Origin of the sequence: Daejeonella sp. (assembly GCF_046590655.1) — a bacterium.
GTDB lineage: Bacteria > Bacteroidota > Bacteroidia > Sphingobacteriales > Sphingobacteriaceae > Daejeonella.
Genome location: NZ_JBKJUM010000114.1, coordinates 1 through 23,983, shown reverse-complemented (window position 1 = coordinate 23,983; position 23,983 = coordinate 1). Strand labels below are relative to the sequence as shown.

Below are 23,983 nucleotides of genomic sequence, written 5' to 3'. Positions count from 1 at the left end.
GTTGAGGGGTGTTGGAAATAGCTCGGTCGAAAAAGAAACCAAGGCAGATATCTTTACTGGTGTTCTACATGATATAACTACTCACAAACAGGACGAAGTTAGGAAAAACGATTTCATCGCCTTGGTGAGCCATGAACTTAAATCGCCAATAACCTCTATACAGGCTTATATACAGGTTTCGATGGCCATGGCCAAAAAGATCAATAATGATCCAATTGAGAAAGCGCTGAACAAGGCGGTTGTTCAGACGAAAAAAATGACCGAACTTATTAATGGCTTTTTGAATGTCTCCAGTTTTGAAGCTGGAAAAGTTTACCTAAGCGAAGTGACATTCAAAATCCAGGACTTGATTGAAGAAACTATCGAAGGAGTAACTCTATTACTCGAAAAACGTAAAATTAAGCTGACCGAATGTTGTGATATAACAATTTACGCAGACAGAAATAAAATAGCCCAGGTTTTAGACAATTTCCTTAGTAATGCAATCAAATACTCTCCAGATGAAAAAATAATTGAAGTGTCTTGCAAAACGGTTAATGACAGGCTTCAAATTAGCGTTCGAGATGAAGGAGTGGGAATAGAAAAACACGATCAGTCAAAATTATTTGATCGGTATTACCGTATCGAAAATAAAAATACCAAAGGAGTGGCCGGCTTCGGACTAGGACTGTACCTGTGTTCCGAAATTATTCACAGGCATCTCGGTGAAATTTGGGTGGACAGTACCATCGGCGAAGGCTCGACCTTTTATTTTAATTTACCAATTAATCAGAATTTATAACTGTACCCAAGGCGGATAACCTGTGTCTCATAAAAATCCGTACTATTCAACCGAAATCCATTTCCAGTAATTTCCCGGCGAACCTGCATAGTATTTAGCAGGTCGCTGGCATTAAAAAACAGTTCGCCTCGTCCCTTCTGAATTTGCCTTTTTGCGCCTATATCCAGGGAAAAACGTGAACCAATTTTACCTTGCGGTATAATGTCTGCAGCCAGATAAATTGCAGAAATCTGAATATCTGTTTGCTTAGGCAATTTAAACATTCCATTGAGCTTGACATTGCCCGATGTTATTTGCTGCGCACTCATTGTGTATACAGTGGGAACCGGATATTTATTCTCAATGGTAAATGCTTCAAAAGAACTTCTGTAAAGGGCTGCGCTGGTGTTGATTGAAAACCATGGTGAAAAATCTTGCTGGAGTGTTACTTCAGCACCCGTATTGGCACTTTTGCCAGCATTCTGGAAGATGTTGTAAATAATTGAATTTCCGGGAACTATAGTACCTATACGTGTAATGGTAGCATCAGTGGCGAGATGGTAAAGCGCGCTATAAAAATTTCCGCTTTTCCAGGATATCTTATGTCCCATTTCTATTCTGTCGGTAAACTGAGGACGTAAGGTTGGATTGCCTACTTTCAATACTTCAGGCTCATCATATTTCGGGAAGATCCTTATATCGACTTCATTTGGTCTGTCTACGCGACGGTTGTAAAAAAGAGAAAGTTTATTGTAATCATTAAACTTATAGCCAAAACGGAGATTTGGAAAGGGTTGCGCATAATCATAGCCATCGCTTTTGTAGGTATTATGGTTGGGATTTACATCATAATTAACGTTCACATACTCCAGCCTTACACCCGCTTCAATCTCGAAGCTTTTGCTCTCGAATACATAATTTCCATACACTGCCGGAATAGTCTCTTTATAATCTGCCTGGCCTCCTGCGTTGACATCAACTGGTGAATTCAAACCTGGAAAGAATTGCATGTTAGTAGGGATAGTTCTTCGCCTGAACTTAAACCCTGCTTCTACCCTCCCCTGTCGCAAAGGCTTGATGTAGTCCAGGTTAAGATCCGAAACGTGTTCGTCCGAAAGCAGCTTGAATGCATCGTTTCCGGTAAAGCGGGGCAAAATATTTGTAAAAAAATATTGCTCATCCTCTCGGTGAAAAGTATAGTTAAAACCCGCGTTTAAGAGATGCCCGGGCTGTTCAAATTTATGCTGATAAATCGCTGTTCCGGTCGCAGTGTACTTAACTTCGTCCTCAAGAAATTGCCATAATCGTAATTGTTGGGTAAGGCTGCTGTTGAAATAAGGAATATCCCCGTTATCAATTATTTTTTCCCGGTTGAAGAAACCTGAGACTGTGAAATTATTTCTATCATCTGGATTCCAATCAATGCCTGATTTAATTGTTGAAAATGTAGTTGTTCGATTTCGCTTAACTTGCTGTCTGATAATTTCGCCGGAATCATAAATCCGTTCCGCGAACTCATTTCTATTCAATGTTTGGGTATACAGCCAGTCGGCCTGAACAAATGTATTTAATTTGTTCTTTTTATAGTTTAAAGACAAAGATGGATTGAGTTTCGGAGTCGACTGAAACTGCGGCCTGATACCGGGCAAATTCTCTCTCCGTACCCATAGGGCGCCCAGGCCGGAAGTAAAGCCTAACTTACCGTTAAATCCTTCCTGACGGTTCTTTTTATAAATAATATTGATGATCCCTGCATTCCCATTCGCGTCAAATTTCGCAGAGGGATTATTAATGATTTCAATTCTTTCAATAGCGGATGCCGGTATATTATCAAGGCCTGTTTGACTCCCAAAACCCGTTATCGCATTTTGCTTCCCGTCGATAAGCACTGCGATCTTATCATTTCCTCTTAATTGAATTTTTCCATCCTGAACGGTTATGCCCGGCAGGTTCTGCATGGCTTGTAGTACCGAACCTCCGGTTTGACTTACATTATTTTCAAGCGAAAATACTTTCTTATCCATTCGTTCAGACACACCTTCGGCAGCCGTCGCATTAACCACAACCTCATTTAGCAATCTCGAATCACGCAGCATACCAATCACGCCGAGATCCAAAAAAGCAGACAGGCTTCCAACCAACTGTTCTTTGGCAAATGTCGTGTAACCCATGTATGTAGACTGAACAATATAGAGCCCCGGAGATATGCCTGTCAACGTAAACCGTCCCTCCTCATTAGTGATCGTGCCCTGGACCAAAATACTATCAGCCTGCTTTCTCAAGCTGACATTTACATAGGGCAAAGGAGAATTATCCCTGCTATCCCTGACTAAACCCGAAAGTGTAATATTTTTAACCTGGGAGAAAACAGCAAGCTGCGAAAAGATAATATAGCTAATTAATAAAATAAATCTGGACATGGCAAATCGTCTTGTAGTTTACATTTTTGAGTACTAATAATAATGCAGGCACTCAAAAAAAATGTGCATTTTCAGGACGAAAATACTAAAGTCTGGGGCAATATATCAAAGATAATCTTGCCAACACCGTAACAAATTTATCGTTAATTGCTGGCATACCGTCATGAGCCGAAGTGGCAAAATATGATCAGGGGGAAGACTTAAGACTTAACTTGACGGTCTATCTTCGATCATATTACAGCATTCTTAAAAAGGCTATTTCCAAAGTAAACCTCCAGAAATAGCCTTTTCGAATTTTTATATAAATTTATTGTACCAGCCGAGTCAATATTATTGCCAGTTGACCCAAGCACTGGATACCGCCCAATTGTCGGTACCTACGGCACCAACATGCGCTGCTGCTGTAAAGAAAGTGGAGAAATCAGCACCGCTTAAATTTGCACTGCTGAGGACAGGAGAACCTGCTACAGGAGAGAAATCCGGAGAGGTAGCGTACACGTTTTTTAATTGAAGTTCGGTAGTTCCAAGAATCCTATTTCTGTTCAGCGCTTGTTTTTGTATTAAATTATCCAGCATCTGAACTGCATAACCCGCTACTTCCGGATCCGGAATAATAATTATCCCGCTCGGACCGTCATCATAAGTGAAAGACCTGGTCTGTATATCTGCATTTACGATGTTATACTTAAACTCCGAACCTAAATTATTTACAAGAAGCGGTTTTGTTTTAGGGCACATCATTAATCCTCCATTAGAATAGCCTGCTATTATCGAATTTTGTACATTAAACCGCGTATTTTTTCTAATATATATCCCCTGACTTTGACGAGTCATATCGGTATCCGTCCCTTGCGGACCTAAAATGGTCATATTTGAAATCACAGGTCGGGTGAAGGGCATTGCTTCTGATGCATCTTTATCATTTAGACTCTCCATCCCGTGAGCTCGGATTGCAACAGTAGATCCAGTTGGGTTATATGAAATAATAAATTGCAACTTGCCTCGATACCCACGATCGAAATCAAAATTATCATCGCCATTATTATAAGCTATAAGGTACTTTGCATTTACAGTTCCGCCTACAAATTGAAAGGCATCATCACGGGAATGTTTTACCATTACATTCTCTATAACGGTACCAGATCCAACACCATTCAGGCTCAGACCGCTGGTCATATCCAGTGCCCACTCCTCTTCCTGAGCTGGGTTAAGTGCCCCTGCATATTCTAATCGTAAATACTTTATTGAGCCCGAATTATCAGAATCATCTGATCCGCCAAACTGGGTATCATTATTAACTGTGTGGCCAGCAAGATTTAGCATTCCACCTGTACCATTTGTTTGAGCTCTACCCATTACGATAATCCCAATCCAGTCGCCGGGGGATTTTGCTGTCGCCGCTGAAGTAAATACAACTGGTTTTTCTTTAGTGCCGTTTATATTGATCTTAGAGCCTCTGCTAATTATTAATGCGCCTTTTTCAGATGCTGTTGCACCACTTTCCACTAAAATCTGTGTTCCGGCCGGAATAGTTAACACTGCATTATTTGTTACAGATACACGACCTTTCAGGGTGTAAGTTGAATTTTCTTTAAGACTTAGGCTGGTTTTAATCTCCCCGCTTAGGGTTAAATTTTCGGGCGCAGGACTCGGATCAATACTTGTTACAGAATCCTTTTTACAGGATGTAAACCCGATCACCAAAGCAAGGCCGGGTATTAGCATAGATTTTAAAATGTTTTTCATAAATAGAATAATGTTTAAATTACAGGCTTCAGCATGCTCCATCCTGCAAATGCGCTAAAGATGAAATTTAAAAACGTTATTGCCTGATTACATGCAGACTCCATTAATAGATGCATACAAAAAACTCGCTGTAAAGCTTTTTGTTTTAAAAAAAGATCTTATATTTTTATTCTCAAAGGTTAAAAGTTTTTCCTCTATGGGATGGCAGGATTTAGATTTCATTTCTTGTAAGATAAAAATCCACGAAAGAAATCTGACTTATTAAGCCCGTGTGAATACGCCGTTTATCAGCGCTTGATTGAAGTTAATAATTTATCCAGTTCGACCCTGGAATAGGCTTTCCCATTTGAAATCACCATGTAGATTTGATCAATTGCGTTTATATTATTCAAAGGATTGGTATCGAGAACGATTAAATCAGAAGATTTTCCCCTTGCCAGGCTGCCATAAAATTCATTAACTCCCATAAATTTAGCCCCATTTATTGTTGCTGATTGTAAAGCCTGTGCAGGTGTGAGACCTGATGCTACCAATAATTTCACTTCCCCATGCAGAGATTCACCGGGATATACATAAGCGTTGTAGGCACCACAATCAGAACCCGCCATAATATTGATCCCCCTGCGTTGCATCTGTGGTATCAGCGAGCTTGCCTTGAGGGCATATTTTTTTGAGAAGGCCGTAGACTCATCCGAAGCCCTTTTGGCGCTATTTACCCGTCCAGCATAGGTAGCCTGAATCTTAGGATCTATGTAAGAAAGTAAATTATCTCCCGAATGATCCCTTTCCTTGATCTCATTTAAAGTTTTTGAAATAAACAGTGTCGGTACAATTGAAAATCTGCTTTTTCCCAGGTATCTAAATAAACGTTCTGAAGTTTTTGCGTCGAAAGTGTTGTAGATAGAAGGAAGAGCCGCAAACAAGCCAATTGGTTTGGCTGTACGCTCACTTTGAATAATTGCATGGGTTATACTGTCTTCTTTGGAGGAGCAGGCTTTGAAGATATAATACAAATGTTCAGATGCATCCAGGCCTCGGTCAACGGCCTCCCTTAACTTAACGGTATAGGGCATATGTCCCGATGTTGTCATACGTCTTTTCTCGGCCTGTGTAATGATTTCCAGGAAAGTCTGTCTTGAAATCTTACTTTCATATATCTTCACAAAATCAACATTGATCTTTTGGAGGGAATCAAGCGCTTTCGTAACCTGCTCCGATGTTTCCACTTCCAGTGAACCCGCCCAGGTACTTTTTGGCCCGTCAATCTTCGGCCCGGAGGTAAAAATTCTCGGCCCGGCTAATGTGCCCTCAGTTATATCTTTTCTCCATTTCATCACTGAGGGTGTCATGTCTCCACCGCACTCCCTCACCGTTGTGATACCATAAGAAAGGAATAAGGGTAAAAGATCTTTATTTGCCTGTATCAAGCCCTCCCCACCACGAAAATGTACATGCATATCCCATAAACCAGGCATTACAAATTTACCCGCGAGATTAATGTAACGGTCAGCTTTATACTGCTTAATATTTTTTGTATCATCAATGGCTTTAATGGTGTCACTGGAAATAGCAAGTAAACGATTGTAAGTGATTTTGCCAGTGGACACATTTACAACGCTCGCATTCTCCAAAACCAGCGAATAGGTATTCTTCTGAGTTTGTGAAAAACACGCCCACGTTATACAGAAAACAATAAGACTTAATAAAATTTTCTTCATTATCGATTTAGCTTTAGAAAATTGATCATCGGTGAGCCAGACAGCATGCTAGAAACTGACCCCGATGATCCCATTTAAAGATATAGAATTAAAATAATCTGATGCAAAAGTTCATGGATAGTGTATGAAAAAGACCAAGGTACAAACAACCAAAACACTAAAAAATACCGATATTGCAGAATTCGATGAAATCAAATGATTAAATATTTACACCTCATTCTGCTTATCTTACTTTTTCCAATACTCTGTTCTGTCACTGCGTCCGCACAGGATACACAATATAATTCCGATCAGCTATTTGAACAAGGCAGGAATGAGGCTTTTGAAAAAAAGAACTATCCACGGGCCATCGCTCTTGCAAAGCTAGCTCTTGTTAAAAGTCCTGATTATGCAGATATCCGTATTTTCCTAGGTCGGTTATACACATGGTCAAATAAACCTGATAGTGCACGGGCAGAATTCAGCCGTGTAATCACAGAAAATCCCAATTACGAGGATGTATACCTCGCTTATGGCTCACTGGAATTCTGGGAAAAACATCCGGGCACTGCCCTTCCGCTGGCAAATAAAGGCCTCGAAATAAACCCGCGCTCTGAAGATTTGCTTTTGTTAAAGGCCCGCATATTGAGAGATCTGAATGAGGTTAAGGAGGCGAATGAAACTCTGAATGAATTGTTGGTAATCAATCCCAAAAACACTATTGCCAGAAACCTGAGCATTCAGGATGGAGGATTTGGAAGCCGCAATAAGGTGGGAATCAGTTACGACTATGTCTCTTTTAATAAACAATTCGACCAGCCCTGGCATTTAGCAAGTATTGATTACGGCCGGCAGACAGCAATCGGTTCTATAACAGGCAGGCTAAATTATGCCAATCGCTTTCAAACGAACGCCACCCAATTCGAACTTGATTTATATCCCCGGATATCAAAAGTCTTTTATGCTTATATGAATGCCGCAGTCTCTAATGATTCCGGTGTATTTCCCAAATTCCGCACTGGCTTCTCTCTTTATGCTAATCTGCCTGCTGCCTTTGAAGCAGAAGCGGGATTCCGTATGCTTGATTTTGGCGATCAAACCTGGATATATACCGCATCAATTGGAAAATATTATAAAAATTACTGGTTCAATCTAAGAACTTTTCTTACGCCGTCCAATAGCTCAGTATCGCAGTCGCTGGCTCTTAGCGTCCGTTATTATTTCGGAGGTGTAGACGATTACCTTTCCTTCGGGGCAGGCTCCGGGTTATCACCGGATAATCAGCGGAATACCCTTCTTTATAATAATGGAAACACCTATAAACTGAAATCCAACAATCTTAGTGTGGGATTAAGAAAATCCTTTAATACATCAAATATTATCGGCTTACGGGCTTCTTATGAAAACCAGGAATATCTCAAGGATACACGCGGCAACCAGGTAGAATTGGGAGTAGCATTTATGAAGAGGTTCTAGTTTTATTTCCTTTGGCAGTATATTTCTTGTAGATAGAATCCGGAACGAGTTTGGATCCTGGCTTCATCAATCTATTCCTTCGTTTGAATGCTGCAGCTTTTTCTAAAATTCGGGTCTTGACTTTGGCGTTCACTACTTTCTCCTCGTCCATCCCATCATAAATTCTGAAGAGGTCGCTGCCATTCAGATGGTAATTCCCTAATACAAAATCGCGGTTTTCAGTTTTACTTTGCATAATTGGAAAAAAGCGATTTCGATGGAAACCAGCAAGTGTATCCAGACCCTCCCCAAGCCAGGTATTGAATTCAGGCAGTTGCATAGCATAACTATTTTTCAGGTAAGAAAGCAAAGAAGGAGTGATATCATTATGGCTTGAAATCGATGAAAAACGTGCGACACCTTTTAGCATGGGAGAATAAATCATCATCGGTACATGATAGCGATCAATTTTGGTGGTCATTGGTATCTCCGGCATGCGGTGATCTCCTGTCAGTATAAAAATAGTATTTTCAAAGTCTGGCCTTTTCCGGTATTCCGTCATGAACTCCTTAACCGCATCATCCATATATAAGATGCTTGAATATTGATCTTTATATTGTCTGTAAATACTCTTTTTTTCTTCATTGAACCTTAATTGTATAAGGCGATTTTCAAAAATGGCTTCATATGTAGGCTGATCATTGATTTTGAAAGAATTATGCGAGGAAACGGTTAAAAAAACGTTCAAATTCGGCTTCTGCTCTATATTCGTATCAGCAAGAGTGTGAAAATAACGGAACAATTCCTTGTCGCCGTATCCCCAGGTAAAATTCTTAAATACGGGAAGTTTTTGATATCCTTTTGGAAATGATTTCTCCTCAATAATTTGATCTATACCCTGGTTCTGCAGAAATCCTTGCATACCGTCGAAACTGGCATCTCCTCCGTAGTAAAAAGAGGTATGATATCCATTGTGTTTCAGAAGACTTATAAGGCTTAAATGCTGTGGCAATGGATTCAACCCGGCAAACCCGTTTGAACCAAAAGGTAGGGAGCCCAGGACAGCAGGGAGCACGGCAAAAGTCCGCCCGCCCTGACTCAAAAAATTTTCCCAGTAAAGTGATTGTCTGGACAGCGAATCGAGAAAGGGAGTAAAGCTTCCTAAATATGCCCGATCATTTGAATAAGCACTTCCCAATCCTTCCAGCAGCAGTATTACAACATTGGGAGGACTCTCCTTAACATTAAAACGTGAACTGAGCACATCACGATTCAGATCCTTATGCAGAAAGGGGTATTGCTCCGGATCCACATATTGAAAAACGGTATTTTCCTTGCCAAGGTCGAAGCTGGCCAGAATTTCGTCATCTGCTCCGCTGACATACTGGAAACCTGAATTAAAAAAGTAATCCGATTTGTTAAGAACCATCAAATTTTCGAAATCTGATTTAAGCCCGGTTGCCGGACTCACTTCAATAACTCCCGAAAATATCGACCATAGAGACACAATAGTCAAAATGATTGTAACCAGTCCTGGAAGTCTGATTAAGCGAGAGCCGTAATGGAGGACTATTATGATCAGCGTTAAAAATACTACTACCCCGAGAAAAGTCGTCAATGATAAGACACCAGAACTACCTAAAGTCTGATTTATCTCCACCTGCGAATAACCAAAAATGTCAGATCCAAGCAGTAATCCTGCTTTATGGTAATAAATGATCAGACCTGCCTGAAGGAGTGATAGCAGAACTACACAACTAAAAAGGAAAATTTTTGAAAATCTGAACGAAAAGAACTGAATGGCAATAAAGGGTACGAATAAGAAGATTAATGATTTCGTGAAAAAGACTAAATCATTCCAAACCCTATAAGAAATAAATTTCAGCAGGGCTTCATTCGCATTGCCTTGACTGACATAGAATGCAAATTCCGCGATACTTAACGTGATTAGGATCAGCAACCATACTAATGCCGCCGCAGAAAACACTTTCCCGGATTCTTCAATACCTGTTTTCCTGACTACCACCGGGGCAGGAACGGGGGTTGCTGCCGGATTTGAGTTACCGCCCGGAGTCGTTTCCTTTTTGTGGAAGCCAGCCCGCGTCATTTCTCCCCAGGAATTCTTTTTTCGTAGCAAGTCAATGGTGCCCCTGACGGCGGCCCATACCCCCAACGGATGAGTCACGAAAGGCTCCATAAAGGCAGTTCCTATAAGCCGTGCCATATCCTTCCGAGTGGTATATTGATTATATGACCTCACTTCCATCAGGATTGCGAAAACGGAATAAAGCACCCCGAATGTATATATGAATAATAGCAGGGACAGAAAATAGGTATAATCCACCAGTCCGAATATAGCGCAGACCGTGAAATAAATTATCCCGCCAAATTCCACCAGAGGGGCCATCATTTCGAAAAAGAACCAGTATGGGAAACTCAGCATGCCAATGACCCCGTATTTCGGATTCATAAACATGACCCGATGTTTATACAAGGTTTCAATTGTGCCGCGCGCCCAGCGATTCCGCTGTCTGTCAAGGATTTCGCTAGTTGCCGGCGCTTCAGTCCAGCATAAGGGGTCAGGAATAAAAGCCACCCTGTATGGCAGCCTTTGTTCTTCCATATACCGGCGCATCCTAACCAGCAATTCCATGTCTTCCCCAACCGTGCCATGGTCATATCCTCCGCATTTAATTACGATCTCCTTGTCGAAGGCTCCGAATGCTCCCGAAATAAGCATCAACCCTCCCAGCCGACTCCAGGCCATTCTGCCTAACAAGAAGGCTCTGATATACTCCAGGGTCTGCATCCTAGGAAGCAACTGTGCCGGAAGACGTACATTCACCAAACGCCCTTCGGCAACTTCACAGCCGTTAACTATTCGGACTACACCACCGGCTGCTATTACTCTTTTATTCCTTGTTTCCAGAAAGGGTTTAACCAGTTTCAAAATTGAATCTTGCTCCAAAATACAGTCCACATCAATGCATACGATATAATTATGCGAGGAAACATTTATTCCTACATTTAGTGCATCAGCCTTCCCTCCATTAACCTTATCGACCACTACCAGCTTGTTGTAGATGGGATTTCTGCTTTTATAAACGCCCCTGACCTCTTTGGTCTTAATCTGCTCGTTGACAAAGAAATTCGTTTTATACAGATCATAAGCATTAGTTAACAATTCCATGGAATTGTCTTTGCTTCCATCGTTTACAATAATAACTTCCAGACTATTGTAAAAAATAGAAAGCAGGGATCGGGCATTTTCAATAATGTTTGCTGCTTCATTGTACGCGGGAGCTATTATACTGATAGGCGGTGCCTCCGGGGAACTTGCCAGCAGCCGGTAATTGGTAAAACTGTTTTTCAGAAGATATTTTTGAAGTTCACCAATAGAATAGAATCCGATAAGCAAATAGCCAAAAATCAGAATTATTGCATATACCAGGAAAATGGTGGAAACAACGTAGAAGAACAAATCTAAACTCATCGCTCCTCCTCCTTAACTTGGGCAATAATTTTGTTTAAAGGATAGTCATCTGCATCTTCGAATTTGCTTACCCACTCCTTTCCTTCAGGACCAACGTTTTGAAGTGCTCTTGTAGCTTCCAATTGGATAGTATAATGCGGATCATGCAACAGTCCCACTAAGAATCCAATTTCAGTCTCAGAAGCAATAGCTTTTAGTACTTTCAGAATTTCGACTTGATTTAATGTGGTTTCTCTGGGATAAAGCTCCAAAAGAACTGGCACGGCTTCTGCGCTTGGCAGAACTTTTAATACAGATATTGCATAAAAGCGGACTTCCGGATTTTTATGATTCAGGCATTCTAAAACTTCCTGGAAAAGTTCGAACCGATGATAAATGCGAATTAACTTCAAAGCAAAAATAACCACCGTATCATTTTGAGAAGTAAGCCACTCGTCTATACCCTTAAACTCCTCATCCGGTAAATTTGATAATTCGTCAATAAATTTCATTTGCTGCCACTCGCTAAGTGGGTATTTTGCCTCAATTAGAAAATGCAGCCCTTCAAACCCGGAGAACCTCAATACCGCATTCTGAGCCTCCATTCGTATGAGCCCGCTCTGATCATTCACATATTGATCGACCAGATGCCGATAATTGCTCAGCTTCATAAAACCGATTAGATCCAATGCAGTTGCTTGCTTATACCAAACTGTGGTACTAAGCATACTTAAGATGTCCAAATCGAGGCCAAGTTCAGTGAACAGGCGACTTAAATTTTCTGAAGCAGTTCCCGATACATTCCGCTTTGCCGTTACAATCTTATTCATCATCCGGCGACGAAAAGTCTCATTCTGCATTATAACTGTAAGCTGTTTTGGAATGTGAAACTTTTCAGACTCTAAAATCTCCAGCGCGTCAGTGTAGGGGTCCTTTTCGTCAGATTCCTCAAATAATATAGCCTCCATTAGGACATTATCTGCAACGGAATCCCATCTCCTGAGTCTTGCTTCACGCACCTGGGTTACGCGCTGAAATATCACCATATATATCAGCAATAATATGATCAGAATACTGAAAATACTGGCGGCAATAATTGGCCAGAAAGCTTCTTGCAAAAAATATTCTATTACTTCCAATCGCTATCCCGGCTATAATTTCATATATTAGATAATGCCGCAAGGCATAACGGTTTGTATCACCCGATCGTTAAAAATACGCTAATTGCGATGAAATTCCCTTTTCCAGTTCAGCTTTAGAGCAATATCTCTTTTTCGTTAAAATTTCAAAATTTAATATACAAAAAAAAATACAGTCTCCCCTCTTAAGCACCTTAGTCAATCTGAATTTCATCTGTGATCAGCCACGGCTTTCGGTCCTTCCGTGCCCGCCATGCGGGCAGGGCCAATTGGTTATATGCCGTAACTTTAACATAACGTGCTGAAGTTTCCGGAAACCGGATTTCAACAGCGTCAGAGGACGTTTGTCGTTCGGGATCGGGCGCCGGCAATTTCAATTCGGCAGCATCCTGAAAATTTATTCCATCGATAGACCATTCTATTTTAACAGACAGAGGCTTAAAGGAATAATATCGGTGATTTTCCAGGAATGACATTTTGACGGTCGATATTTTTACCTCCTCTTCAAGATCTATCTGAACTTTCAAATCCTTGCCATACCAGCCAAGCCAGTTGTAGCTGCCATCGGGACTTCCAGTAGCTCCGTCTACCAGTGTGCCCTCTCCTTTACCTTTAAAATCATCATCGTTCTGGGTCAGAAATTTTATCGGCTTATTTAAAGCTTTGTGCATGGGCGGGCCCTGCGCCAAATAACCCTCCCATTCCTTCTTGTATTGCTTTGGAGTCTTTCCAGTTTCGTTAAACTGAGTGATGCCAAATTCCTCAGCCAGATTTAAGAAATGGTCAAGCAGAGCCTTGATCTCTTTATTCACGCTCCAACTTCGTCTTCCCTTTAGGATAAATGCACCACCTGGTTCGATTCCATAGAAGCGACTTTGTTCTAAAATCGCAAATCGAACAGGAAGTGAAGCAATCTGTACCCGCCTGTGCATTTCTGAATCCGATTTACTTAACAACGTAGCAGCTTCAAACTGTTTCAGATATTCCCTTAGCATACCTTGATTGAGGTATGTGCGGAATGGAATAATTGGATGATCGTAGATATCCATTCTTTGCCCGGTCTGCTCCGCCCGATCCTGAACAAGTTCGATATAATTCTTAATAGGTCCTGAACCAGGTCCATAAAATGCCTCTAAAAATTCTTCCTGCAAGGCATCTGTGTTTTCTTCCGGGTTCCAGAGCAGCTTAGCCAGTAAAAAAGTGCGCAGTTCTGCCAGTTCGCCAGGTAATTCCACACTGCCCTGAATGAACTGCCCTTTCAAATTTTTTCCTCTGAAGTAGTTAAGATTCGGTGACAGGGTATGCAGGTTAGGGAAGGGACTGAAATAATTGGAAAATTGAACAACATAGTCCCACACAATAATATTTGAGGTCAGGCTCTGCCAATCTTCGAAATCCTTTCGGAAGACTTCAGATCGCGGATCATCTGCCACAGGTTTAGCTCTGTTTACTTCCACGCTGGAGAACAGGATATTTGCATTTGGAAGCGGTTTAATTCCTAAAGGAGGTTTTCTGGAAAAGGTATAGGCCAAAGTAGAAATGGTTTTGTCAGGAAATTGAGCAGCTACCCCATTCAAAAAAGTCAGAAGTGAGCCCTGATATCCTCCATGGGCATCATTCAAACTGCTGCAGTTGTCGCATTCACAGGCACCAACGTCGTCATTCTGGCTTACCGACCAATACTCGAGTGTGGGTTCATCTTTCATACGCAGGCTGAGATCTTCCACTACCCGTTGCATCACCGCTGGATTTGTAAGGCAGAGCTGCATAGGTTCGCGTTTGCCGTTAACCAGACTGAAATATTCAGGATGTTCTTTAAAATATTTGGCAGGAGGAACCAGCTTGAAAAATGTGTGGCCCCAGAGCCCCCATTTATCTTCGATACGCTGTAGCTTATGCCAGTCGAGGTATTCCTGGTCTGTCTCTGCATCGAAGTAATGCAGCGACCTGATTTCCATCGGCGGATTCTCTGCAACGTCTATTTCGGGAAGAATGATGCTGGAGCTTTTCGGGATGAGTTTGAAGGTAGAAGAATACTTTCGGCAATTTAAAAACTTCTCGAGGAAAGTGTAAACACTATAAAGAGTGCCCTTGCCAATTCCTCTGAAAGAAATTTTCTCAGCTAGCGTTTGGATCCTGAACCCATCCTCACGGAGTTCTGAACTTTGCGCAAGATCAGATTTTCGGGCGTTCCCGATAAGGAGTTCATAGGTCCCTTCTGCCGTAGCATCAGTTATTATTGGAATTTTAGCTCCAGATATTTGCTGCAAATAATTCTGCAGGATTTCGGCTGCCCGGATGTCGTGTGCTAATGCAGCCTCTGCTCTCACAATGTTATATAGCGACTTGCCATCCTGTACAAGTGTAATCGCGTGAGCAGAAAGGCTATGCATAAGAAAGAATATAATGAACCTACTTCTCATAAAATCTAATACTACCTGGCGAAGAAAAATATTACTATTCTAACACCTGATAAATTACCACCGGCTGCGATTTATTCTTGAGCTTCACTTCACCAATCTTTTCACAACTAAAAGATTCCTTCGCGTTTTTATAAACCCGCTCGGAAATAATAATTTGCCCAGCCTGGGCCACGGATTTTAGCATGGGGTTGGCTTCAGGGAGGCGGCTGAGCAGTGTGAGCCCGTCCATAACCGGCATATTGATATCACTCAGGATAATGTCAAGATCAGGGTGTTCTTTTACTTTTTCAAGCGCTTCCACGCCGTTTTGCGCAAAGACAAATTCATAAATATTCTCTCGTATTTTTCTTCGGAATTTCTGTTTCACCACCAATTCCAAATCCGCTTCGTCATCAACGACTAATATCTTTGCCATTACTTTGTAAGTTCGTTTAATTTTTCTTTAAGGAGATTAAAATCAAGAGGTTTGGTAAGAAAATCATTGGCTCCTTTTTGCATTGCCTCCTGATAATTCTCATCATCGCCGTAGGCGGTAATCATCATTACCACCGGCGGCGGAGCATTCTTAGTGTCGTCATTGTCCGGTTAATATCCGATAATTTAAGATTTCAAAAAAAATGGTCCTGATCAGCCCGTTAAAGCTCCGCAGCAAACGAGTATACTTATTTAAAGTGGATTTTAAAGTTAAAATTTTAAGGTAAAAATATCGATTAACAACTTTAGCAGGCAGTTAATCGTAATTTTCGAAAGCTAGTAGGTAAAAATACATTATCTATCAGTTAAAACAAAAAGAGCATTTTTAATTCAAATACCAGACGTCCTTATTTAATGATATATTAGCCTCAATTAGAAAACTATCTTTCTTATACAAAAACTGCTTTTAAATTTGGCTATAAAGAAACTGGCTAATAAATTAAAACTCACAGCTTAATGAACTACAAGATCCTTCCTCTCTGGCTGTCCGAAATGCTTTATACTACTTTAGGCATTCTTTTTTGTGGTTTTGCGCTAAAGAGCTTCCTTGTGCCAAACCAATTCTTTGATGGCGGCGTCACTGGCGTATCGCTGCTCATACACGAGCTGTACCATATCAACATTGCTTATGTAATTATTCTGGCAAACATTCCGTTCATAATAATGGGAGCTTACCAGATCAATAAAAGGTTTGCATGGCGCACTTTTGCAGCGGTGGTGGGACTTGGGCTTTGCTTGCTGTTTATCCCCTATCCACAGGTGACATCCGATAAACTGCTGGTTTCAATTTTTGGCGGAGTGTTCATGGGCATAGGAATTGGTCTGTCTATACGGGGCGGATGTGCTCTGGATGGTGTAGAGGTTCTGGCTCTGTATACTGGTAAAAAAGTTAGCTTCACCATTAGCGAGATCATATTGGGAATCAACATCATAATTTTTATGATTGCTGCAACTAAACTGGGACTTCCTACAGCGCTGTATTCAATATTAACTTATTACACGGCATCGCGTACTACTAATTTTGTGATCGAAGGGCTGGAAGAATATACTGGCGTCACCATCATATCCGGACAAAGTCAGCTTATAAAAGAAAAACTCGTGATGGAACTTGGCAGAGGAATAACGGTTTATAAAGGCGAGCGGGGCTTTTTAAAAGAAAGCTTCGATGTTAGCAATCCTGTAGATATCGTGTTCACAGTAGTAACCCGCCTGGAGATACGAAGGCTCCGGAACATGGTTAGCGAAGTCGACCCGAATGCTTTTGTGTTTACCAGCCTCATCAAAGAAGCTGCCGGAGGTGTTTTAAAACGGCGGGCGAGGCATTGAAGGGCTTTCATGTTTATAGAAAATGAATGTCCTTTAATAAATCGACTAATGCCCCTTTATCCACCCTCCATCAACTGCCAATGACTGACCTGTAATATAACTTGCCCGTTCGCTTACTAAGAATGCGGCGGCGGCAGCAAATTCTTCAGGGGTTCCGAACCGTTTCATCGGGATGGTGTCTTTTACCTCGTTTACTTTTGGATTTTTATGAATTAGATTTTGGAGCCGGTTTGTATTGGTGTATCCCGGCAACAAATTATTTACCGTGATGCCATGAATAGCTACTTCGTTAGACAGGCTCTTTACCAAACCCAATAAACTCGTTCGTACCGCATTTGAGGAAATCAGGTTGTCTGCAGGTTGTTTAACGGCAACCGAACTTATGGTTAAAATACGTCCGAAACCTTTTTCCTTCATACCCGGCAAGACCTGTTGAATAATATCAACAGCGCTTAGGAACAATAAATTATAGAGGTGTTTCCAATCCTCCAAATTAAATTTTTCAAATGGACCGGTTGCAGGACCACCAGTGTTTGTTACTAAAATCTCGATATTACCAAAAGCTTTTACACTTTGCTCCACAAGGTTTTTACGTTGGCCTTCATCAGTAATGTCGCAAACAAACGATGCTACATTATTTGGCGCAATCGTTTCAATATAGGCTTTAGTGGATTCTAATGCCGCTGCATCTGTACCGCATATAATTACTTTAGCACCTTCTTTTGCCAATTCAATTGCAACAGCTTTACCCAATCCTTTGCTTGATGCTAATACTAAGGCTACTCTGTTTAGAATTCCTAAATCCATCTTTCAAATCTAATTTTTGTACCTAATTTACCCTCTACTTTCTCAAATAATTATCTGAGCCATCAATCCAATCCTGACGTGGTGGCGCAAAAATGTCGGTTTCCTTAACCTTGCCAATCATTATAGCTTTGTGCCTGCGATTACCCGGAATAACAATTGATTCTCCAGGCAAAATATCAACAGAATTATCTTCATCATCATCAAACCAAAAACGAAGTACGCCTTCCTGCACTTCGGTTATTTGTTCATTGTCGTGTGAATGCCAGGGGACAGTAAACCCATCCTCGAACTCCAACTTAGCAATCATCACTTTCTCTCCATGAATGAATTGTCTTTTCATTTTTGGATTTACCTGTTCAACAGGGATATCACTCCATTTAATTTTTTGCATGTAATTTTTTGATTAAATGATTTAAAATATTTAGTTAACTGGTACTAACCAATTGTGTCTGTCTTCAATTATTCCTGCTCTTAGCCCGTTTATTTCTTTGTACAACATATTGCTGATTTCAGCTTCTTTAGTATTTGGCAAAGTCATACATAAATCGCCATGTGTAATTTCAGAAATATGAGAAACCACTGCTGCCGTGCCCGAACCAAAAGCTTCTTTTAAATTTCCAGCCTGGTATGCTTCTATAATTTCATCAATATAAATATCGCGTATCTCCACCTTTATATTTTTCTCTTTAAGAATATCAATAAAATAAGTACGGGTGGTACCTTTTAAAATTGCGCCATTAAGATCTGGAGTTAAAACCGTATCACCAATAACAAAAAACAAATTCATCATACCTGTTTCCTGGATCTTTATAAATTGAGGGCTTTCAAGCCAGATAACCTGATCGAAACCCTTTTGTTTTGCTAACTGACCAGACTTAAACGAACCCGCATAATTACCTCCTGTTTTCGCTTCGCCTGTGCCTCCGGGCACTGCCCTTATTAATGTTTGTTCTGTAACCAATTTTACCGGGGTTGTAAAATAGGGCTGAGCAGGAGCAGCATAAATATAAAAGGTGTAAGTACTTGAAGGAACGACTCCTAACGAACTTTCCGTGGCTATCATTGTGGGGCGCAAATATAACGCACTTCCTTCTGTTTTGGGAATCCAGTTTATTTCTAAATGGGTTATTGCTTTTAGGGCTGACAAAAACAGTTCGCCCGGCACCTCAGGCATACACATACGTTCCGCTGAAAGATTAAACCGTTCAATATTTAACCCCGGGCGCAGCAATTTTGGAATGCCATCCGCACCAATTGTTGCCTTCATGCCTTCAAAAATGCACTGGCAATATTGCAGGGCTTTAGACTGAGGGTCGAGCTGTAAATTTTGATAGGGAACAATTCTGAAATCACTCCACTGACCATTGGCATAATCCATAATAAACATATGGTCAGAAGTATAGGTGCCAAACGGAATATTGTTGAAGTCTATATCTTTCAGCCTGGAGTTTTCTGTTTTGGTGATTTTAATATCCATGTCAGTTCCTTTAGTTGCTTTGTAATGTTTACCTATTTGTTCCGATTAAATTTAAAGTGACAATATTGAAGTAATATGATGGATCTACCGAAACAATTACAAATAGTTTCAATACGTATAAATTCCGGCCCTAATATAGAATTGTACAGTTAAGAAAGAAACTTTAAATTGATAGCAATCGTAACAATTGTATGCCTCGGGAAAATCACTATTTCAAACTTCTTAAAATATGTCATAAGATCTTCCTAATGATTTGCACAAAGAGTAACCAGATCTATTTCAGTTAGACGCATTGCGACATCAACAGTTAAATTAATCGCGATGCGCGAATCGACGACAAACTCACCTCGGTAGTGTTGATTTACAACTTAAGTGATAACCATCACAACAAAGAGAGTTCTAAAGATCGGATGGGGGTGAATATCTTTCCTGAGGACGAGAATTTTGCAATCTTCTGGATAAATCGAAACGCCGGTAGATAATACAAAGAAAAATCCTGCTCCCGCCTTAATCTTAGATATGGAAAAAGCTTAACAATCGCTTTCATTTATGCTTTGGACGCATAGTTAAATTCCTTATGTCACTTACAGAATTGGGCTGATCTGTATCAGTTCAGTTGGTGTCAAAAAATAAACCGGACCGGTAGATGAGCCATTAAGCACTCCTATCGTTAAGCCTCCGGAAGCATAAGCCTTTAGTTCAGCATATTTGGTAGCATCAGCTCCAGTCAGATTTAGGCCTGTTCCGATAAAAGATTTCCATGAATTGCTGTTGGAATCATAATATGTCCCGTCTGAAGCATAGATCGTAGAACCACTGGTTGCAATGTTAGCAAAAACTCCTCCTGGACCGCTGAGGTTGAGCGTGCCTATCAATCTAAGGGTGTTACCGTCAAGTTTGTAAATCTTTTTCCCAAATTGGACAATGAGATTATTATCTGCTTTTATAATCGCACTAATTACGTCTGTCGAGCTAATGGTACCGAAGTTCCATTGAGACAATATTCCGGGAGATGAACCTGCAGTTGAGCCTACTGTTCCTACTTTAAATAAACCCCTTGCATTCGCGCACCAGAGTACAGTTTCCTGATCCGGATCAGCGAAAAAAAGTTTGAGAGCTCCGGTGGCGATAGATTGTATGGACGAGAAATCTATTGGGATCTTCCCTTGCGGAACAATTTTCTCGAAAGTCTTTGGTACCGCTACAGCAGTTTCGGACCATATTTCGTTCCCTGCTCCAATACCCCATAACCGCTGAAACCCATTTCTGGCCGGAATTACTTTTACAAATCTTCCGGGACCTTTAGGATCACCCGGTACAAGGTATTCAAACGAAGGAGAGCCATTATTTAAATTATACATCCCATATTTATCATCCGACAGATTGGTATGGTTCCAATAAATGCTGAACTCCCTATCCTTTTCAGTGGTAAATTTGGAAGGGATAAAATCAAAAACTGGATAATTTGGTGTAAAAGATGACCATTCCGGTGATCCGGAACCATGGTATTTGTGCACACTCCAAAGCTTTTTCACGTTGTCCAGGATTTGTATATAAGGACCTCTATTAGTCACATGAAATAAGCTCAGGTTTGGAATGATCAGCGGTACCACAACCAGAGGGAGGGGAATTTTTTTATAACTTGCCAGGGAACCCACTGTGCTGGCCACGGGTGCGGGGGTTGGAGGAGCTGTTGTTGTAGCAATCGGGTCCTTCCCGCAACTGATCATTGTCAGCCATAGGGCTACCAGAAAAAAGTTTGGATTTAATCTCTCCATAATCATATGCTTTTACTCTACTTAACAAAGTTAAGTGTGAAGATAAGCGGTACAATACCTAGAATTAGGTATTTTCCAGTAGTTATGCATACCTACCCTTCTGAACGAAGATCATAAGATAAATCAAATAATTTACCTATTCAAACGTAGTTTTTTCTTGTTTGGCCACAAACAAAAACTTCAAAATATCTGCTGAGAAATAGCTTTGAAATGGAGTAAAAAATGGAGATTTTTTTCAATACAATTTACTGAAAGATATAGTTTGAAAATAATAGGAAAACGGTGGGTACCATAGGATTTTATCAACCTCTAAAAATACGGAAAAGTCAGAAATATTTGTCCGACATTTACCGACCACGTACCTCTATAAGTCTTTGATACTATTCTACATCATGAATACTTTGTCTGAGGATATTCGACTAGTGAAATACATTTCCAATATCAATTTCCCTTTAAAGTGGAAACGGTGCAATTGACGAAGATTAAAAAAACCGAAAAGATTTACATGAAAAAGCAAACCATTTTAGTCACGGTGTTAATCTTTGCTCTATTCAACGCTTCAGCGTTAGCTCAAAGGAAACAAAAAGAATATCCTTTAATTCCTTCTTTAAATGCCTATTCTTTTAGCGATTTATTGATCGCCAGAAATTCAAGGGATAAACAACAAGTGTACTCACTTTTTAATTTATTAGATTGGTGCGCAGCGAATCAAATTAAGGGCATCGATCCTACAGCATACTTCTTCCCAACTTACCCGGAGGTGCCAAGCGACGACTACCTTAAAAAACTTAAGGACAGAGCTGCAGCACTGGGAATTACGTTAACCGGAACGGGCATAAGAAACGATTTTGCCTCGCCAGATCCGAAAGTTAGGCAAGCTGGTGTAGAATTGGCTAAAAAGTGGATTGTTGCCGCATCTAAAATGAACATACCTGTGGTACGGTTGTTTTCTGGCGAAATCCCAAAAGGATACGAAAATAGATGGGAAGAGGTAGCCGATTGGATGATAGAAAGTTATAAAGAATGTGCAGCTTTCGGAGAAAAGCATGGGGTAAAAATCGGGATACAAAACCACGGAGATATGTTACAAACTGCAGCGCAATGCAAGTATGTTTTAACGGGAGTTGACTCAAAATGGGCAGGACTAATCGTGGATACAGGGAATTTTAAAACGGCAGATCCTTATAAAGATATTGCAGAATTAGTCCCTTATGCCATAAACTGGCAGATCAAGGAAAGCCCTTTCGAAATCGGTAATCAAACGCCAACAGATTACACTCGATTAGTCAGGATTATAAAAGACGGCGGTTACAAAGGATTTTTACCTATCGAGACACTATTAGTACGTGGTAAACCTTACGATCCGTTTGTATTGGTACCCCAAATGCTTAATCGCATGCACGCAGCAATTAAAGTAGTATATTAATAGATTTCTACCTATAAATATGGCAGATTGCAGACATCATCGGTGTTGATGGCGTAGAGGTTAATTCGTGAGTATCTCCAATTTGAGGTCATCGATACCCGTTTTTTTGGCTGAGATATAAAGAGGGATGAAATCTGAGGTCTGATAACATTTTATCGGTGCTATCTCCGGGTGATCTCGGGGTGATCTCAGTGTTGAATGGATTGTCTCGTCCTGCTCTAGCCATACCGGTTAATTATTAATTCGGAAATGACTATACAAGGGATCATGTTATTCCGGGATTGGTTATACACTGCAATTTATACTTCCTGATTACACGGTTACATCAAGCGTTTTCCTTCCCGGAAATAACCGTAAATACTACGTAAATCAACTTACAAGAGAAATGAAGACTGTTTAAGGCTTAAAAAAACCAGGATTCGGCTTTCAAGCGGAAGTGAAGCTACTTTTCAATACAGATAGTACTGAATGCCATATATCAGCGATTCACAAAAAATAGTCGAAAATCATAACTTGAATTTGTCCTCTATCTGATCGACTTTGCATACAAATAAGTGTCTGTACAGAAATATTAGGAAACAATTATGACAATAATACCTCAGCTGGGATATTTAATTCACGATGGAATAATTTAGCTAATTCTAAAGTAAGCGGTTTCCTCCCACTTAAAATTGAAGAGATATACCCTTTACTCCCAACCTTACCAACCAAATCTTTATTTCTTAACCCAGCATCTTTCATTTTTAATTTAATGGCTTCAATTGGATCCGGCATCGGAACAGGATAGTTTGCATCTTCATATTGCTTGATCAGCAATAGAGCAACCTGTAACATCTCACCTTCTTTAGTATCCGGACTAAGCTGTTTATCAAATAGCTCATCAACCCAGTTTAGATATTCCTGATATTGTTCCTCGCTTTTAATAACTTTCAATTCCATATTACCTTCTTTTAAAGATGAGGCTTTCAACGTCAATTTTATCGTATTCAGTATTGTGTGCCAAACCATTTTACCTGAATTGCCTTATATTCAAAAACAATTCTCACTACCAATCTGAATTTATTCCACATAATGTTAAACACCACCCGATCATCCGCAACAAAACTTGCATTTCCATAAACTTTCTTTAATTCATTAAAGTTTTTGAAATCAGCTTTTTCAAGTTCATGGTACCATTCTAACAGTGCGGTACTTGCTAAAGGGTATTGTTTGACATATTCTAGCAAGGTCCTTCTTGTAATGATATTAAACACGATTCAAAGATAGTAAAATGTTTTCTATTGGAAAACATTGCTTTTTTTGACTAAATATCCACCGCAGGATTGGATGTTAATTATGTATTGGTAAATCGTCAAAAAAGTATAATTAGACCAATAAAAGCATCTCAATAGCTTCTAAAAGCAATCATTTTATTTTCCGATACAAAACTTACTAAATATCGTCTCCAGCAAATCATCCGTCGTCACCTGCCCCGTTATCTCGCCAAGATAGTACAAGGCCTGTTTGATATCAGTTGCCAGAAAATCCGAAGTAACCGGATTGTCAATATTCTCCAGCACACTATTTAATGAGGCCTCCGTTTT

Annotated in this window: 18 protein-coding genes and 1 pseudogene; 4 read left to right on the top strand and 15 right to left on the bottom strand. The window is 40.3% G+C overall.

Translation table 11 applies throughout. The features are described 5' to 3' along the window. On the top strand, positions 1 to 781 hold a 781-nt coding region (locus ACLL8Z_RS11185), incomplete at its 5' end, for a sensor histidine kinase (RefSeq protein ID WP_411274872.1). On the opposite strand, the gene ACLL8Z_RS11180 is transcribed toward ACLL8Z_RS11185, so the two are convergent. From ACLL8Z_RS11180 to ACLL8Z_RS11170, 3 genes are all read right to left on the bottom strand, one after another. After that, positions 769 to 3,180, bottom strand: a complete 2,412-nt coding sequence (locus tag ACLL8Z_RS11180) for an outer membrane beta-barrel protein (protein WP_411274871.1) — start codon at positions 3,178 to 3,180, stop codon at positions 769 to 771. The two genes, ACLL8Z_RS11185 and ACLL8Z_RS11180, sit on opposite strands and share 13 nt — an antisense overlap. Positions 3,181 to 3,510: 330 nt before the next feature. Next, positions 3,511 to 4,926 carry a hypothetical protein gene (locus ACLL8Z_RS11175; protein WP_411274870.1) on the bottom strand — a complete coding sequence of 472 codons (1,416 nt, stop codon included), beginning with the start codon at positions 4,924 to 4,926 and terminating at the stop codon, positions 3,511 to 3,513. A 287-nt stretch (positions 4,927 to 5,213) separates the two neighbouring features. Next, a complete protein-coding gene (locus ACLL8Z_RS11170; RefSeq protein ID WP_411274869.1) occupies positions 5,214 to 6,644 on the bottom strand; it encodes an amidohydrolase family protein in 1,431 nt (476 codons plus the stop codon). 195 nt (positions 6,645 to 6,839) lie between these two features. On the opposite strand from ACLL8Z_RS11170, the gene ACLL8Z_RS11165 reads away from it, so the two are divergent. Next, positions 6,840 to 8,099: a YaiO family outer membrane beta-barrel protein gene (locus ACLL8Z_RS11165; protein WP_411274868.1), complete on the top strand. Its 1,260-nt coding sequence runs from the start codon at positions 6,840 to 6,842 to the stop codon at positions 8,097 to 8,099. Here the strand turns inward: ACLL8Z_RS11165 and ACLL8Z_RS11160 are convergent. From ACLL8Z_RS11160 to ACLL8Z_RS11140, 5 genes are all read right to left on the bottom strand, one after another. Then, positions 8,083 to 11,571 (bottom strand): sulfatase-like hydrolase/transferase, encoded by a 3,489-nt coding sequence (locus tag ACLL8Z_RS11160; RefSeq protein WP_411274867.1) that lies wholly within the window; start codon positions 11,569 to 11,571, stop codon positions 8,083 to 8,085. The genes ACLL8Z_RS11165 and ACLL8Z_RS11160 overlap by 17 nt on opposite strands. Continuing rightward, on the bottom strand, positions 11,568 to 12,668 hold the full coding sequence (locus tag ACLL8Z_RS11155; RefSeq protein WP_411274866.1) for a HEAT repeat domain-containing protein: 1,101 nt from the start codon (positions 12,666 to 12,668) through the stop codon (positions 11,568 to 11,570). The genes ACLL8Z_RS11160 and ACLL8Z_RS11155 overlap by 4 nt, the downstream gene beginning before the upstream one ends. Positions 12,669 to 12,883: 215 nt before the next feature. Next, positions 12,884 to 15,082 carry a DUF4838 domain-containing protein gene (locus ACLL8Z_RS11150; protein ID WP_411274865.1) on the bottom strand — a complete coding sequence of 733 codons (2,199 nt, stop codon included), beginning with the start codon at positions 15,080 to 15,082 and terminating at the stop codon, positions 12,884 to 12,886. Positions 15,083 to 15,146: 64 nt separating this feature from the next. Further along, positions 15,147 to 15,527, bottom strand: a complete 381-nt coding sequence (locus ACLL8Z_RS11145; protein ID WP_411274864.1) for a response regulator — start codon at positions 15,525 to 15,527, stop codon at positions 15,147 to 15,149. After that, positions 15,527 to 15,661, bottom strand: coding sequence for a response regulator (locus ACLL8Z_RS11140; protein ID WP_411274863.1), 135 nt, complete (start codon positions 15,659 to 15,661; stop codon positions 15,527 to 15,529). Before ACLL8Z_RS11140 ends, ACLL8Z_RS11145 begins: the two co-directional genes overlap by 1 nt. A gap of 381 nt (positions 15,662 to 16,042) precedes the next feature. On the opposite strand from ACLL8Z_RS11140, the gene ACLL8Z_RS11135 reads away from it, so the two are divergent. Then, complete coding sequence (locus tag ACLL8Z_RS11135; protein WP_411274862.1) at positions 16,043 to 16,912, top strand: YitT family protein; 870 nt, start codon at positions 16,043 to 16,045, stop codon at positions 16,910 to 16,912. 45 nt (positions 16,913 to 16,957) lie between these two features. Here ACLL8Z_RS11135 and ACLL8Z_RS11130 read toward each other — a convergent pair whose 3' ends face one another. The 4 genes from ACLL8Z_RS11130 to ACLL8Z_RS11115 form a co-directional block, all read right to left on the bottom strand. After that, positions 16,958 to 17,719: an SDR family oxidoreductase gene (locus ACLL8Z_RS11130; RefSeq protein WP_411274861.1), complete on the bottom strand. Its 762-nt coding sequence runs from the start codon at positions 17,717 to 17,719 to the stop codon at positions 16,958 to 16,960. A gap of 34 nt (positions 17,720 to 17,753) precedes the next feature. Continuing rightward, on the bottom strand, positions 17,754 to 18,110 hold the full coding sequence (locus ACLL8Z_RS11125; RefSeq protein ID WP_411274860.1) for a cupin domain-containing protein: 357 nt from the start codon (positions 18,108 to 18,110) through the stop codon (positions 17,754 to 17,756). 30 nt (positions 18,111 to 18,140) lie between these two features. Then, a complete protein-coding gene (locus ACLL8Z_RS11120) occupies positions 18,141 to 19,196 on the bottom strand; it encodes a branched-chain amino acid aminotransferase (protein ID WP_411274859.1) in 1,056 nt (351 codons plus the stop codon). A gap of 584 nt (positions 19,197 to 19,780) precedes the next feature. Next, positions 19,781 to 20,974, bottom strand: a complete 1,194-nt coding sequence (locus tag ACLL8Z_RS11115; RefSeq protein ID WP_411274858.1) for a hypothetical protein — start codon at positions 20,972 to 20,974, stop codon at positions 19,781 to 19,783. 505 nt (positions 20,975 to 21,479) lie between these two features. Between ACLL8Z_RS11115 and ACLL8Z_RS11110 the strand changes: the two genes are divergently transcribed. Continuing rightward, positions 21,480 to 22,400: a sugar phosphate isomerase/epimerase family protein gene (locus tag ACLL8Z_RS11110; protein ID WP_411274857.1), complete on the top strand. Its 921-nt coding sequence runs from the start codon at positions 21,480 to 21,482 to the stop codon at positions 22,398 to 22,400. 582 nt (positions 22,401 to 22,982) lie between these two features. On the opposite strand, the gene ACLL8Z_RS11105 is transcribed toward ACLL8Z_RS11110, so the two are convergent. From ACLL8Z_RS11105 to ACLL8Z_RS11095, 3 genes and pseudogenes are all read right to left on the bottom strand, one after another. Further along, positions 22,983 to 23,369, bottom strand: coding sequence for a helix-turn-helix domain-containing protein (locus ACLL8Z_RS11105; RefSeq protein WP_411274856.1), 387 nt, complete (start codon positions 23,367 to 23,369; stop codon positions 22,983 to 22,985). 17 nt (positions 23,370 to 23,386) lie between these two features. Beyond that, positions 23,387 to 23,653 (bottom strand): type II toxin-antitoxin system HigB family toxin, encoded by a 267-nt coding sequence (locus tag ACLL8Z_RS11100; RefSeq protein ID WP_411274855.1) that lies wholly within the window; start codon positions 23,651 to 23,653, stop codon positions 23,387 to 23,389. Positions 23,654 to 23,809: 156 nt separating this feature from the next. After that, positions 23,810 to 23,983: pseudogene (locus ACLL8Z_RS11095) on the bottom strand (tRNA uridine-5-carboxymethylaminomethyl(34) synthesis GTPase MnmE); the annotation flags it as partial.

What these genes read in the sequence shown, in the direction of transcription:
- ACLL8Z_RS11175 (WP_411274870.1), bottom strand. Translation starts at nt 4,926, where the DNA reads ATGAAAAACATTTTAAAATCTATGCTAATACCCGGCCTTGCTTTGGTG.
- ACLL8Z_RS11150 (WP_411274865.1), bottom strand. Translation starts at nt 15,082, where the DNA reads ATGCATAGCCTTTCTGCTCACGCGATTACACTTGTACAGGATGGCAAG.
- ACLL8Z_RS11115 (WP_411274858.1), bottom strand. Translation starts at nt 20,974, where the DNA reads ATGGAGAGATTAAATCCAAACTTTTTTCTGGTAGCCCTATGGCTGACA.
- ACLL8Z_RS11125 (WP_411274860.1), bottom strand. Translation starts at nt 18,110, where the DNA reads ATGCAAAAAATTAAATGGAGTGATATCCCTGTTGAACAGGTAAATCCA.
- ACLL8Z_RS11170 (WP_411274869.1), bottom strand. Translation starts at nt 6,644, where the DNA reads ATGAAGAAAATTTTATTAAGTCTTATTGTTTTCTGTATAACGTGGGCG.
- ACLL8Z_RS11180 (WP_411274871.1), bottom strand. Translation starts at nt 3,180, where the DNA reads ATGTCCAGATTTATTTTATTAATTAGCTATATTATCTTTTCGCAGCTT.
- ACLL8Z_RS11110 (WP_411274857.1), top strand. Translation starts at nt 21,480, where the DNA reads ATGAAAAAGCAAACCATTTTAGTCACGGTGTTAATCTTTGCTCTATTC.
- ACLL8Z_RS11145 (WP_411274864.1), bottom strand. Translation starts at nt 15,527, where the DNA reads ATGGCAAAGATATTAGTCGTTGATGACGAAGCGGATTTGGAATTGGTG.
- ACLL8Z_RS11130 (WP_411274861.1), bottom strand. Translation starts at nt 17,719, where the DNA reads ATGGATTTAGGAATTCTAAACAGAGTAGCCTTAGTATTAGCATCAAGC.
- ACLL8Z_RS11160 (WP_411274867.1), bottom strand. Translation starts at nt 11,571, where the DNA reads ATGAGTTTAGATTTGTTCTTCTACGTTGTTTCCACCATTTTCCTGGTA.
- ACLL8Z_RS11120 (WP_411274859.1), bottom strand. Translation starts at nt 19,196, where the DNA reads ATGGATATTAAAATCACCAAAACAGAAAACTCCAGGCTGAAAGATATA.
- ACLL8Z_RS11165 (WP_411274868.1), top strand. Translation starts at nt 6,840, where the DNA reads ATGATTAAATATTTACACCTCATTCTGCTTATCTTACTTTTTCCAATA.
- ACLL8Z_RS11135 (WP_411274862.1), top strand. Translation starts at nt 16,043, where the DNA reads ATGAACTACAAGATCCTTCCTCTCTGGCTGTCCGAAATGCTTTATACT.